Annotated in this window: 10 protein-coding genes; all 10 read right to left on the bottom strand. The window is 55.1% G+C overall.

Annotation, left to right across the window (positions count from 1 at the left end; genetic code table 11):
* Positions 1–73 precede the first annotated feature (73 nt).
* The gene (locus tag DDY07_RS16110) at positions 74–1,162 is read right to left on the bottom strand and encodes a lipocalin family protein (protein WP_171696601.1); all 1,089 of its coding nucleotides are present in this window, start codon (positions 1,160–1,162) and stop codon (positions 74–76) included.
* Between the two features lie 27 nt (positions 1,163–1,189).
* The gene (locus DDY07_RS16115) at positions 1,190–3,226 is read right to left on the bottom strand and encodes a TonB-dependent siderophore receptor (RefSeq protein ID WP_253734509.1); all 2,037 of its coding nucleotides are present in this window, start codon (positions 3,224–3,226) and stop codon (positions 1,190–1,192) included.
* 266 nt (positions 3,227–3,492) lie between these two features.
* Entirely contained in the window at positions 3,493–4,584 is a 1,092-nt protein-coding gene (gene modC, locus DDY07_RS16120) for a molybdenum ABC transporter ATP-binding protein (RefSeq protein ID WP_171696602.1), read from the bottom strand.
* Entirely contained in the window at positions 4,581–5,267 is a 687-nt protein-coding gene (gene modB, locus DDY07_RS16125) for a molybdate ABC transporter permease subunit (protein ID WP_101052047.1), read from the bottom strand. The genes modC and modB overlap by 4 nt, the downstream gene beginning before the upstream one ends.
* A gap of 285 nt (positions 5,268–5,552) precedes the next feature.
* Positions 5,553–5,867, bottom strand: coding sequence for a hypothetical protein (locus tag DDY07_RS16130; RefSeq protein WP_033156012.1), 315 nt, complete (start codon positions 5,865–5,867; stop codon positions 5,553–5,555).
* A gap of 294 nt (positions 5,868–6,161) precedes the next feature.
* The gene (locus tag DDY07_RS16135; protein ID WP_171696603.1) at positions 6,162–7,388 is read right to left on the bottom strand and encodes a PepSY domain-containing protein; all 1,227 of its coding nucleotides are present in this window, start codon (positions 7,386–7,388) and stop codon (positions 6,162–6,164) included.
* A gap of 254 nt (positions 7,389–7,642) precedes the next feature.
* On the bottom strand, positions 7,643–10,102 hold the full coding sequence (locus tag DDY07_RS16140; protein ID WP_171696604.1) for a TonB-dependent receptor: 2,460 nt from the start codon (positions 10,100–10,102) through the stop codon (positions 7,643–7,645).
* A gap of 104 nt (positions 10,103–10,206) precedes the next feature.
* Positions 10,207–11,181 carry a FecR family protein gene (locus DDY07_RS16145; RefSeq protein ID WP_253734510.1) on the bottom strand — a complete coding sequence of 325 codons (975 nt, stop codon included), beginning with the start codon at positions 11,179–11,181 and terminating at the stop codon, positions 10,207–10,209.
* Positions 11,182–11,239: 58 nt separating this feature from the next.
* Positions 11,240–11,755, bottom strand: a complete 516-nt coding sequence (locus DDY07_RS16150) for an RNA polymerase sigma factor (protein ID WP_171696606.1) — start codon at positions 11,753–11,755, stop codon at positions 11,240–11,242.
* Positions 11,756–12,150: 395 nt separating this feature from the next.
* Positions 12,151–13,641: a glucose-6-phosphate dehydrogenase gene (zwf, locus tag DDY07_RS16155; RefSeq protein WP_171696607.1), complete on the bottom strand. Its 1,491-nt coding sequence runs from the start codon at positions 13,639–13,641 to the stop codon at positions 12,151–12,153.
* Between the last annotated feature and the right edge of the window lie 116 nt (positions 13,642–13,757).

Genomic DNA, 13,757 nt, shown 5'->3' on the forward strand with positions numbered 1-13,757 from the left:
GAAACGCAAACCCCAGTAGTCCTGTCGGGGACCGGCTAGCGTTTCTACGCTTGATGTCGAATGATTTAATAGTTTAACCGCCTCTGCCGGGGCAACGGCAAAAACCGTTCAATTCTACGTAGGCATTTCCGGCGGCGGCACCGGCTACGCTGCACGCACCTTCCCAGTATGTAGGCCCCACCCAAAAAGTATGCTGCGCGTGTAATTCCTGGTCCAGCACCAAGGGTTGCACGGTAAATTTTTCGCCGCGCACCTCGACTTCCCAACCGGAAGGATAGGTACAGCCGGTATTCGGACTGACCCATTCGCCCAGCACGGTAACCGCAAATTCGTGTGCCGCCAGCGTGACGGTTTGCCCTTGGGCATCGGTAATCGAGCCGGATTTTTCGACCGACGTGTCGCTGCCCTTGAAGTCGAACAACATGATTTGCCGGTTGTCATCCAGTTCGATCGCAAACCATTGCCAACCCTGCAGAATGGCTTGATAGAGTTCGCCGTATTGTCTGTCGAACCAGCTGTTGCCGGTGACTTGAAAAGTCTGGCCGCCGATACTGATAGTGCCGGTAGTCGCCATTTTCGGCCGCGAGTAATAATAAGTGTAGCCGCCGAAACGGTAAGGATGGGGATCGCCGCCGTAATGCAAAGCCGGAGCCTGCGTGGCTTTCAATTCCAGATCCAGCACATAGTCGCCGACTTGCGCGTGCAATCGGTCATGGCCGTCGCCGCCAACCGCCGTCACTTTATTGTCGGTGCCGGAAGTCAGGTTAAAGCCGTTGGGAATACGCTTGGGCAAATGGAATTCGACGAACTCTTCAAACGAGAAACGTTGACCATTCACATCGGTCACCGCCGCCTGCACCAGCTGATCGCGAAAAATCACCAAACTGTCGAACGAGAAAAACACGATTTCAAAGCCGAAGCGGCGGCCGTCGTCGGTGAATAAATGCCCGGTCCAATACCACCACTGCACTTGTTCGCTGGGTAAAAACGCATCGTCGGCCGGTAATTCGACCGGGCCGATCAGCCCGCGGCGCGGCAGGAACAAACACGCGAGCACGGTTAATACTAACAACAGCCAAGGCAATAAAGGCGGCTTCAAGAGGCCGACAATCAACACAATCCCGGCAATAATCCAGGGCAATTTTTTCCAGAGCTTACGCATGGTCGATACTCTTTACGGGTTGAAAAATCAAAAGCGCCAGCTGAGTTTGCCGTAGATCGAGCGCGGGACTTCCACCGCGCTACTCGGCAAGGACAGTGCGGATGAGTCTTTATATTCCGGATGGCTGGGCGAGAACAGGTTTTGGGCGATAACGGCAAACTCCACGCCGTTATAGGGTTCGTAAGCCAGTCTGGCGTCGAAGGTGGTATAGGCCGGTACGGCCTGGCTGTTGGAATGCAAGCGGCCGACATGCCTTAGGGTAAAGTCCAACTTGATTTTTTCCGGCAAATCCATCTGCCAGCGCAAAGAGCCGCGATGGCGAGGACTCAGACCGGCGATATCCGGATTGAGCGGGTCCTGGGGGATTTCCATTTTCAGGTGGCTGTAATTGCCGCTGAAGCGCATCCAATCCAACACATGCCATTCGCTGGCAATCTCGATGCCGCGTGTGGTGAAGTCTTGCTGGGCGTTACTCCAAATCAAAGACTGGGTCAGCCCCACCAACTCGCCGCGGCGGAACATCACCAAGTCGGAATAATGATTGCTGAAGGCGGTAATGTCGGTGGAGAATTTTTCGGTCCACTGGGTGCGGTAACCGATTTCGGCGGCAAAGATTTTTTCTGCGCGTAGCTTGGGGTCGGGCTGCGCGATGACCTGGATCTGATCAAAAGGCGCCGGCAAACCGGTAGGGACCCCACCCAGCCCCACATTGGCCTGCGCTTCGCCGCGCGCCGGGGTGCGCGACGCCCTGGAAACCGAAGCCCATACCGAATGCACTTGGTCCGGCGTCCACATTAAACGGGCGTTGGGCTGCACTTGCGTGTTACCGAAATGGCTTTCTTCCAACTTGGTACCCAGCGTCAGGCGCAAGGTGTTGTCGATCAACGTGATGTCGTCTTGTACGAACACACTGCCGTTGTGGTAACCCAAGCTGTTGGGTGTGAAGGCGATAGCCGAAGTGTTGACCGTGGTACTGTGAATGAATCGGTAACTGGCGCCCCACATCAAATCGTGGTCGGCATTGGGATGCAGGCGATGCTGAAAATCGATGTCCACCATGTCCTGACTGTCGGACAACGCTGCGGCACTGAAAGCGACCCGGTCGTAATAGCCTTGCAGCATGAATTCAGAACCGTCGCTGAAATTACCTTCCCAACGCGCCAGCAGGTTAGCGCCGTCGGCATGGTCGTCGAAATTGAATTCGCGGTTGAACGGCGGCAGAACCGTTTGCGGCACCACGGTGTTGCCTATGGTCTTGCGGTAAACGTCGCCTTGTACTGTGTAACGGCTGTCGTTGGAGATCCGGTCATCGATACGAAAACCGCCCTGCACCGAGCGCCAGTCGTCGTGCAGCCTTTCTCCGGCCGCATTAACAAAAGTATCGCGCTCGAAGGTTTTGGCATACACCCGGTAACTGCCGTCGTCGCCAGTACGACCACCGTGGCGGTAACCGGCGAAGCCGCGCTCCTGGTTGCCGCCGCCGGCCACCAACAGATTGCCTTGGGTGTCCTTGGCTTTCTTGGTAATGATATTGATGACACCGTTTACCGCGTTCGCGCCCCACATCACCGCGCCCGGCCCGCGTATCACCTCGATACGCTCGATGTCTTCCATCAAGGTATCCTGCAAATCCCAAAATACCCCGGAAAATAAGGGAGTATAAACACTGCGGCCGTCCATCAGTACCAGCAATTTATTGGCGTAACGGCCATTGAAGCCGCGCGCGGTAACTGCCCAGACACTGGCGTTGATTTGCGCTACCTCAAGACCGGGCGCCAGGCGCAGTGCATCGGGGATACTGGTGGCACCGGAACGGCGAATATCTTCCTGACTGATCACGAACGCCGCGGCCGCGGTATCGGATACGGTCTGCGACTTTCTGGACGCCGAGGACACTTCCATTTGCATCAGTTCGTTGATGGAAAAAGCTTCGATATCCGGCGCGTTATCGGCCACCGCGCTACCGAAGATATTGACGTTAAGCGCCACACCGAACAGGAACAGGTTTAATCGATTCGTCGCTTGTGTTTGATACCGGCCAGTCAGCCATATCGTTGATTTCATTTTTTTTATTATTTTGAGGTGACAACTATTTTGACGCGGAGGGCCGTCGGCTATCCATCCAGCGATACCTTCTCCGGCAAACCGTTTATCAAGATAGTCGCTAAATGCCGATAAGGCGTCCGCAACGCGCCAACATCGACAAATTCATTGCGTTTTTTGAGGGCTATCACATTTCATGCGGCAGAATTGCGCACCAGCGACAAGTAATCGGCTCGGCGCTAAGGCAGCGCAATTTGCAGCCGACCCGTAAAAGTGAGTGGTAATCCTTACCGGACTATGGAAGTACCCTTGATTTGTACGTAGACGGCCATACCTGGCTGCACATCTAATAACATCGCCGATTTTTGGGTGATATGCGCCAATAAAACCTCGTCGCCGACCGCCAGCTGCACGACGGTTTGGCCTTGCCCCATTTCGCTGAGCGCCAGCACCCTGGCCGGCAGAATATTCAGGATGCTGGAGGCTTCCGGCGGTTGCAGGGTAATACTGACGTCGCGGGCGTAAATTCTGATCCGGACCGGGCTGCCGACCGGCATATCCAAATACGGCAAACTCAGACTGCCGCCGGCGAATTCGGCATGGCTGAGATGATACTCGGCTTCGTGGCTGATCAACTTGCCCTGCCAGACGCTGGCCGCTTGCCGGTCCAAGGCCATGGGCCCATCCAGCCGAGTCAGGGTTTCCGCCAGCGGCCCGCAGGCTAAGGCTTTACCGGAAGCCATCACCAATAGATGGTCTGCGAGTTGATTCACCTCTTGCAAGGAGTGGGTGACATACAGAATCGGGATTTGCAGATTCTGATGCAAGCCGGTCAGGTAAGGCAGGATGTCCTGCTTGCGTTGCTCATCCAGCGCGGCCAGTGGCTCATCCATCAACAACACATCCGGACTGGCGGCCAAGGCCCTGGCTATCGCTACCCGTTGCCGTTCGCCGCCGGATAAGCGGTCCGGCAAACGCTCCAGCAACGGTCCTATCGCCAGTAATTCAATCGCTTGCTCCAGGGAAAACAGCCTATCTTTAGTTCGCAAACGCCGCACGGCATAATCCAGATTGCCGCGCACCGAAAGATGCGGAAACAGATTGGCTTCTTGAAACACATAGGCCAAATTACGCCGATGCGTAGGCAGGAAAAAATCGTGTTCACTGTCTTGCCAAAGCGTTGCGCCGATTTTCAAAAAGCCCTGCGTCGGCCGTTCCAAGCCGGCGATGCACCGCAACAATGTGGTCTTGCCGGAACCGGAATGCCCGAACAGCACCGTCACGCCGCTGGCGGGCAGGTTTAAATCGACATCCAAAGCAAATTGGTCGTACGCCAAGCGCAGGCGCGCCTGAATGCTGGGCGCTGGGGACATAGTCATTTCAAGGATTGCGTCAGCGTTTGGGTTTGTTGGCTGCTGTACAGCAGCAGTAACACCAAGAAAGAAAAGATCAGCAAGCCGCCGGCCAGCCAATGTGCCTGGCCGTATTCCAAGGCTTCGACATGATTGTAAATTTGCACGGATACCACGCGGGTTTTGTCGGGAATATTACCGCCCACCATCAATACCACGCCGAATTCGCCGACGGTATGGGTAAAACCCAGCACCCCGGCGGTTAAAAACCCCGGTTTCGCCAAAGGCAGCGCCACGCTGAAAAATCGATCCAGCGGCCCGGCTCCCAAAGTTGCGGCGGCTTCCAATGGCGCATCGCCCATTGCCACGAAGGCGTTCTGCAAAGGCTGCACCACAAACGGCAACGAATACAACACCGACGCCACCACCAAACCACCAAAGCTGAACGGTAAAGTGCCGATACCCAGCCATTGGGTAAATTTTCCCACCAGCCCGGCCGGCCCCATCAACACCAATAAGTAAAAACCCAATACCGTCGGCGGCAATACCAGCGGCAATGCCACCACGCTATTGATGACGCCTTTCCAGCGCGAACGGCTGCGCGCCAACTTCCACGCCAGCGGTGTGCCCAGCAATAACAACAGCAGGGTGGCCAGACTGGCCACGCGAAAAGTCAAAAACAAGGTATCGAGATCGGCGGCGTTTAGCATGCAGGCTTGGTCTGAGTGACGGGAAAATCGCTACTAGGCGACACATCTGCCGTCTATTTTCGCTAATCGGACGGGTAGAACGCCAGCAAAATACGCATTGGCTTTTAGAAAAACTGCTGGTATGACGGGTATCGGCAAAATAGGCGCTGCTTGGTCAGCGCCTGGCCTGATTCTCAATCAAGCCCTAATGATCGTTTGGACTGAGCTTGTCGAAGCCCAGGCTGGTTCGCCCTTCGACAGACTCAGTACCCTCAGGAACATCAAAGCGACCTTAACAACCAGGGCTTACTTTCCAATAATCTGCAAACGGTTTTCCAGCTTGGCCGCCACCAAGGCATCGTAATGCCGTTGCAGCATCGAATCGGTTGGCCGCGGAAACAAGGTTGCCTCAATCTCGCTTTGCAATTGCGTCAAAAAATGCCGCTTGAGGACCGAATCCTCGGGCAGTCCCGGCGCTGAACCACTGACATCGCCTGCTGCTTTACTAGCGCCGCTGGATTTAACGGACTTTGCATAAGCCGACAGCATGCAACCCAAGGGCGCGAATGCGCAGGCCGCCACAATCAACATAATCAAACCGACCCATATCACTTCACTCATCTCATCACCTTAATGACATTGCCAAAAAATCGGCGACAGGCTTTGGCACACACCTGACGCCCTCTTGAAAATCCCAATGGTTTTCAATTGACCCGCAGCAATATCAATGCCATGGAACGCAATGCCCGCAAGCCTGGAAACACAAGGACTTTCAGGGATGTGTCACAGTTTGTATGTATTGTTTTGAGACAGTGATGCGACAAGATTGCAACATTCGGAAAACATTGTCAGCAATACAATGGCAGAAGTTTTGCCTATTGCCCAATCGTTGCAGTACCTGATCACCGATCAGTTTCAGCCCTTCCGTTTGCGCCGGGTTGCGGCTTTTTGCCGCCAGCGGATCACGCCGGTGACAAACAACACCGGACAAGCCAGACCGGTGATAAACACCAAAATCCGCCCAGTCATACCGAAGGCCTGGCCGGAATGCAGCGGCCACTGCCAATGAGTAAAGATTTCGCCGGCTGTGGCGGTCGGCAGGCTGGGGTCGTCCAGATCCAGAATCTTGCCGGTGTAGCGGTCGATCACTGTGCAACGGCGTTGCAAAATACTGTCCGGCGCATCGACACCGTCCTGGCACACCGTATAGGTTTTAGTGGGTTCGCTGGCGCCGTAAATCCAATGCGGCCGGCCTTGCGGATACTGCTTAAAGGCAATCGCCACCGCCTGATCCATACCGATGGCCGGAGCATTTGGATAAGGCGGTTGGGATTGAAACCAGTAGCGGTAAGTCACCGGTGAGAACAGTTCCAGCACCGGCACCACGTTGTGCGGCAGCACCATGTAAATCCCCGAAAACAGTACCGGCAGCATCACCAACAAAGTGTAAAAGCCGCTGGTTTTATGCAGGTCGTAATTGAAGCGTACTTTGCCGGCCTTGGCCTTGAAGGTTAATGCGTTGCGCCAATGTCCGGTCAACGGCCACCAGACGATCAGGCCGGTCAGCGTCGAGATAATCAGCAGCGCCGCCGAGACACCGACGATGACGGCGCTGATGTCCTCGGACGGAATCAACAAGGCGTAGTGCAACTCGAACACGCAATCGATGAAGGTTGCCGGCAACCAATCGCCGGAGCGGGTCAGCAACATTTTTCCGGTGACGTGGGCGGTATAGGGATTAACGCCGACGATCCAGCGCTCGTTTTCGGTATCGGTGGTTGGAAATTGGTAACGCAGTTTGAAAGCGGCCTCCGCATTGCGCGGATACACTGAAAACACGTGTTTCGCCGTCGGCGGCATGACGGTTTTACCGGCGGCGAAGATTTCGGCCAGCGGCCTGTATTGACCGTCCAGCGGACGTTCAACCGTCAGCAAGTCGGGATGCAGCCATTCGTCGATCTCGGCGTAGAACACCAGAAAACTGCCGGTGATGCCGTAAATCGACAGCAAAAATCCCAAGCTCAAACCCAGCCACAAGTGCACGTCCAGCCAGCGTTTACGGCGGGTTTTCAGGCGGGACAAGGCCGAGTTTTGCGGAGTCGCCGGAATGGTCGAGCGCGGTTGTTGGGAGATGGCAGTCATAGCGATAGCGAAAAGATCGGGTAAACGGTGCGAAAACAAAAAACGTCGATGCCTGAATAAGACGTTTAGGCCCCGGAAAATCCCAGTCCCATTTTGCCAGGCCAGCGTAGGTTGGGGTGATTAAAGGAACCCCAACACAACAACCTCAAAACCATCCTCCAGCTATCGGCAACAGAACATCAACGATACCGGTAATTTAGAGGCCAAAAATGTTGGGGTTCGTTACCTCACCCCAACGTGACCCATAGAACGGTCTAATACTCCAGCTTGATTGAGCCCATGACCGCCAACGGCTCGGCGGGCAGATTGGTCCGCCGTGAGCGCAGCACATAATACTCGGCATCGTTGACGTTATTGATGTTGACTTGGGTGGTCAAATTCATGCCGCCCAGTTTGCGCTTGTAGGCCGCCATCAAATCCAGCCGAGCATAGGACCGGTCGAAATAGCTGTTCGCGGCATCGCCGTAACGGCGTCCGGAAACGTAGACCCCGGCACCGACACTAAAGCCTTTCAGCATGTCGCCGTCGAAGTCATACTTCAACCAAGCGCTGCCTTGATGGTTGGGCGCAAAAGGCATACGGTTGCCGATGTTGGCTGGTGTCCCCGTGTCGTCAATGACCTTGGCGTTGGTGTAAGCGTAGGTGCCGATGACACTCAAGCCCTCGTACAGCTGACCTTGTACGTCCAGTTCGACGCCTTTACTGCTGCCCTTAACCGGCACTTGCGCATAGATCACATCGCTGTTGGGATCTTGGAAAAATTGGGTTCTTTCCAGGTCGAAGTAAGCCACGCTGGCGTTGAACTTGCCGTCGAAAAACTGGGTTTTTACCCCGCCCTCGAACTGGGTGGCATCGAATAGATCGTACAACTTGGCGCCGCCGTTGTCGTAATCGTTGGCCGGACCGAACGACTCGGTGAAACTGCCGAACAACGACAGCCAGTTGACCGGCTGGTAAACGATGCCGACCCTGGGGCTGACCACATCGTCGTTGCGAGCATCCTTGCCGTCCGGCGCCCACCAGCTCAGGTCTTGCATCCTATCCACCCAGTCGTAGCGAAAGCCGCCCATGATGTGCAGCTTATCCCAGAGCGTCATTTGATCCTGAAAGTAGATGGCCTTGGAGGTATTCTCGGTAGCGATGACGTCGTTGTATGACGCACCCCGGATTCGGCTTACCTGAGCATCGGAAACGGCTGCAATATTCGGATTGAAGATGTTGATCGTATCCACGCTGCCGCTGGCAACCTCGTATTTCAATTGACTGTTGTAGTACTCGCCGCCGAGCAACAGTTTATGCTTGATGCCGTAGGTTTCGAAGTCGAACGTGCCATTCACCCAAGCGGTCAGTGACTCAGCGTTTTCCGGGCTAAACCAGTAATTGCGCGACACGTTGCCGAAGGCGTTGCCGGCGGTTTCGTTGACACGGCCGGTATAGAAACCCTGCCAATACTTTTGATACTGCGACGACACCACGCCGGCGTTTAGTTTAATCCTGTCGTTGACGCGGTGGTCGATTCTGAAATCGACCAAATTGTTGGTCGTGGAATTTCTTAAATCCGAACGGCCGACGAAGGTTCTGGAAATGGGAATTCTGGCCAATTGGTTGCCGACTGCCGGAACGCCGTAGTCGTAGGCGTTGTTCTCGTCGAAATACTCGTAAGACAAGGTGAATTTGGTATCTTCCGTGGCCTCCCAACTCAGGGTGGGCGCGAAAAAGATCCGGTCGTTACCCATGTTTTGGCGGAACGAACCGGTATCCAGGTACGACATGTCAAACCGGTAATTCAGGCCGGCTTCCTTGCTGACCGGTCCGGTGGCGCTGGCTTCGGTACGGTAGAAATCGTAGGAGCCGAAGCGTTGTTCCAGCGAATAGTAAGGCGTCGAGCTGGGCTGTTTGGTCACGGTACTGATCAAGCCGCCGGGATCGCCAAAGCCGAACAGCATGGCCGATGCGCCTTTAATCACTTCCACGCGCTCGACGTTGGCCAGATCGAATTTGGTGAACGGTATGCGGATGCCGTTGCGATAGTTGACGGTGCTTTGCAGAAAACCGCGCATCACGAATTGTTCGTGGTCGCCGCCGTAAGAGTGATAGGACTGCACACCGCTGACGTTCTTGATCGCATCCTGTAAGCGGTAGGATTGTTGGTCGTGCAGCACCGCCTTATTGACGACTTGAATGGAGGCAGGCGTCTCCATGATGGGTGTGTCGGTTTTGGTCGCCAGCGCCGTGTTGGTGCGGGTATAACTCAAGTTGTAGGGATCATCGGAGTTTAGATCGGTTTTGCCAACGACCGTCACAGCCGGCATCGTTGCAGCCGATTGCGGCTCCAACTCGGCCGTATTTTGCAGCGTGACGGTGTTACCGCTACTGAATCGATAACTAATCCCAGACCCGGACAGTAAGCGTTTCAACGCGCCTTCCAGCGAATACTGTCCGCTGACGCCTTGCGAGTCGATACCCTTGACCAACTCCGAGTTGTAAACAAACTGCACGCCGGACTGTTCGGCCAGCGCACTGAGTGCGGAATACAAAGGCTGCGCAGCGATGTTGTAGGTGCGACTTTCGCTAGTGGCGCTGGGGCTTTCGGCCTGAGCCGTCGGCAGCGTCGCAGCGCTTATCAAGCCCAGACAAAGCGGCAATGCGCCGATGATCGATGAGCCTTTAGTTTGGGCTGTTCGCGTCCGGCTTGGGTTTCCGGTTTTTCTCATGATGTGTCCTCAGTTTGAGTGGGTTTTAGCTGAGAACGATTGGCGGCTGGCTGAGCCGTACTAAAGGATGTGTGGCAAATTGTCGCAGGCAGCAAAGCGGGCCATCAGGACTGCAAAAACACCAGCGGCCCGGCATGGATGACTTTAACCGGCAAGGTCTGTTGCAGGGCTTCCAGCCAGGCATCGATTTGCTGGATGTCGACGGCGATGTTGACTTCCCGCTCCGCCAGCCTGTCGTCCAATAAACGGATTTGGCTGCGCCGGTAGCGGTTGATTTCGGCGATAACCTGTTTTAACGGTACGAAATTCATCAACAAGCGGCCACGGCGCCAGGCGTCGGCGTTGCTTAATTCGACTGCTTGCGGCACGCCCAGCATCTCGGCATTGAAGGTGAGTTGTTGGCCGGGTTGCAGTGTGGCGCTATCGGCTTGCGCGCCGTGCGCGGACGGCCGACTGCTGCGCACTTTGCCTTGCAATAGCGTAACCGCGCCGGCTTGGCCGTCGTAACGGACGATGAAGCGGGTGCCCAACGCTTCTGTGGACGTAGCACCGGATACGACCCGAAACGGCTTGTGCTCGTCATGCGCCACGTCAAATTCAGCCTCGCCGCGCAGCAATTCAATGCGCCGCTCATTAGCATTGATTGACACATCGATAGCGGTATCGGTATTCAGATGGGCGATGCTACCATCGGCCAGCGTAATTGAGGTCCGCTCGCCGATCCGGGTACGGTAGTCTGCCAGCGGATGTCGCAAGTAATCCGGATAAAAACCACTCATCACGCTCAGCAGCAGCGAAGCGGCCGCAGCCAAGCCCAATCCGCGCTTTAGACTGCGCCCTCGCCGCTGCCTTGTCGCCAGCGCGCGGCGGCGTTGCCGATCGGCGAGCAGCGGCTGCGGTAGCTGTTGCCAAAGGGTCTCGACATCACGATAGGCTTGCTCGTGTTCGGGAGTTTGCGACCGCCAGTTTTCGAACTCAGCCAATACCGTGTCATCGGCAGCACCGGACTTTAGGCGCACATGCCAGGCAACGGCTTGTTGCTGCAGGGCTTCTCGGCGAGTTGAAGAAGTTTCGTTCATTACGGTGTTGTTTGGAGCGGGATATTTACTATAACGATCCACGGCGCTTAAATCCACACTAAGCGCATTGGCTATCAACAGCCTGCCGGCAGTGCAGCAACGCTTTTGCCAGCTGTTTTTCCACCCAACTGGTCGAGATTTTCAGTTGCTTGGCAATCTCAATATGGCTTAAGCCCTCGATACGGCTTAAGTATAAAATCTCGGCGCATTGATCAGGCAAATCGGCCAGTGCCAGCTGAATGTGCCGCAATTGATCTTGCGCTTCCGCCGTTCGTTCCGGCGCTGCCGAAGCGTCGATGTCGGTTTCGTCGCCCAGATATTGATCAAGCAATTCACAACGGCGTTTTTGCGTGCGCAGATGATCGAGAGATAGATTGGATGCCACTTTAAACAGCCAGGCCTGGACTTCGATCTCACTGGCGGGAGGTGGCTTCAGCAGCGTCAATCTCAAAAAAATGTCTTGAATCAGATCAGCCGCAGTGTCGTCGCACCGAATGCGCTGCTGCAAAAAACGCTGGATTTGCGGGCGGGTACTTAAAAAAATTCGGTAAATATCGTGGTCTGAAAATGCCATGCGCGAAGCCAGGCCATGCTGGAGTTAATCGTGGCATTTGACGCAGCAAAGTTTACGCCATGACTGGATTCATAGACTTAAGTGACTGATAATAATGGATTTTTTTCGGATTCGAAAAAATCTGAGGCTTGGCGGTATTCATAAAACCGCGTGAAATGCCACACTCGCTCGGCATTTCACGCAGTTTTTATTTTTCGTTGGCTCGAAACGCTTATCAACCCGGCCCTATTTAGCTTTGATATTCCGTTCGAGTCTAGCGTGTCGAAGCTCAAGCTGGTTTGCCCTTCGACAGGGCAAACGGCAATTAAGGGTCGAGGAATAATCCGCTAGGCGGAAGAAACCGGGCGCTACCGCATCATGGTAAGAATGGTTAACAGAAACCGCAGCAGCCTTTGTTACGGCTGACACTCCGGCATCAAGGAACTGCGCCAGTACTGGTCTTCCTTCTCGAACAAGCGGCGGCTTTCTTCCGGTCCCCAGGAGCCAGCCGGATAGGTGGCAATGTAGTCCCGCTCGGTGACCCAATTTTGCAAAATCGGGTCAACGATGCGCCAGGCGTATTCCACTTCGTCGAAACGCAAAAATAGCGAACGGTCGCCTTTCATCACATCCAATAACAAATCTTCGTAAGCATCCACGCGGCGTTCGTCGGGATTGCGGAAGCTGGCGTCCAGGCTGGTAGTACGGGTACGCATTTCCAGGCCCGGCTCCTTGACGGTCATTTCGATGCGGATGCATTCTTCGGGTTGAATCCCCAGCAATATCCAGTTCGGCGTCATGCACTGCACATGGGTATCCCGGAAAAACTGAAACGGCGGATGGCGAAAGCAGATCGAAATCGAGGATTGGCCCTTGGCCATGCGCTTGCCGGTGCGCAGATAAAATGGCACGCCGCGCCAGCGCCAGTTGTCGATCAACAATTTCATTGCCGCGTAGGTTTCGGTACTGCTGTCAGCGGGAATATTGGCTTCCTCCAGGTAGCCAACCACCTTATGACCGTCGATATTGCCTCGGGCATATTGGCCACGAAAGGCATGCGCGTGTACGGCCGATTTCGGGATCGGCCGAATGGACTTCAGCACTTTAACTTTTTCGTCGCGCAGCGATTCGGCGTCCATGGACACCGGCGGCTCCATCGCCACCAAGGTTAACAGCTGTAACAGGTGGCTTTGCAACATGTCGCGCATCGCCCCGGCGCTATCGTAATACTCACCGCGGCTGCCAATGCCCAGCTCTTCGGAGTGGGTGATCTGCACATGGTCGATGTAATTGCGATTCCACAAGGGTTCCAGCATGACATTGGCGAAACGAAACACCAATACGTTCTGCACCATGCCCTTGCCCAGGTAATGGTCGATCCGGTAAATCTGGTCTTCGCTCAAGTACCGGCTCAGGCGTTTTTGCAAGGCCTGCGCGCTTTCCAGATCGTAACCAAACGGCTTTTCGATCACTACTCGCCGCCAACCGTATTCTTCGTTCAGCAACTCCACCTGGCTCAAGGACTCGATGACATTGCCGAAATCGCTGGGACCGATGGCCAGATAGAAGGCCATATTGCGGGAAAATTGCGGCTGAGTGTTTAGCGTTTCCGCCAGGGATTTATAGCATTCCGGCTGGTCGAGATCGCCGCGATGATAATCCAGCCGTTCGCTAAACCGGTTGAATACGGCCTCGTCCAGCGGCGTATTGGCCTGTTCAAGTAGCAAGGCCTTCACTTCCGCCAGCCAGGTTGCTCTATCCCAGGGACGGCGACCCACGGCCAGGATGCGTGTGCCTTCCGGCAGTTTTTTTTCCAATTCCAGATGATAGAAGCCGGGCATGAGCTTCAAGCGCGCCAAATTGCCGGTAGCACCAAAAATGACGTAAGTGCAGGGGTCTGTATTCATAAAAGCCACCTTGTCTTTACTTTGCAATATAGGGTGCAGTTTGCATCATTTGCGCGGGCGCGTCGAACGCCAAAGCGCCGCAGCCGATAAAAGCGGCCAAATTAGAGCCACGCGAG

The organism is Methylomonas sp. ZR1, from assembly GCF_013141865.1.
Classification (GTDB): domain Bacteria; phylum Pseudomonadota; class Gammaproteobacteria; order Methylococcales; family Methylomonadaceae; genus Methylomonas.

Coding starts and splice junctions, on each gene's coding strand:
- zwf (WP_171696607.1), bottom strand. CDS start 13,641: ATGAATACAGACCCCTGCACTTACGTCATTTTTGGTGCTACCGGCAAT.
- DDY07_RS16110 (WP_171696601.1), bottom strand. CDS start 1,162: ATGCGTAAGCTCTGGAAAAAATTGCCCTGGATTATTGCCGGGATTGTG.
- DDY07_RS16145 (WP_253734510.1), bottom strand. CDS start 11,181: ATGAACGAAACTTCTTCAACTCGCCGAGAAGCCCTGCAGCAACAAGCC.
- DDY07_RS16115 (WP_253734509.1), bottom strand. CDS start 3,226: ATGAAATCAACGATATGGCTGACTGGCCGGTATCAAACACAAGCGACG.
- modC (WP_171696602.1), bottom strand. CDS start 4,584: ATGACTATGTCCCCAGCGCCCAGCATTCAGGCGCGCCTGCGCTTGGCG.
- DDY07_RS16130 (WP_033156012.1), bottom strand. CDS start 5,867: ATGAGTGAAGTGATATGGGTCGGTTTGATTATGTTGATTGTGGCGGCC.
- DDY07_RS16135 (WP_171696603.1), bottom strand. CDS start 7,388: ATGACTGCCATCTCCCAACAACCGCGCTCGACCATTCCGGCGACTCCG.
- DDY07_RS16140 (WP_171696604.1), bottom strand. CDS start 10,102: ATGAGAAAAACCGGAAACCCAAGCCGGACGCGAACAGCCCAAACTAAA.
- modB (WP_101052047.1), bottom strand. CDS start 5,267: ATGCTAAACGCCGCCGATCTCGATACCTTGTTTTTGACTTTTCGCGTG.
- DDY07_RS16150 (WP_171696606.1), bottom strand. CDS start 11,755: ATGGCATTTTCAGACCACGATATTTACCGAATTTTTTTAAGTACCCGC.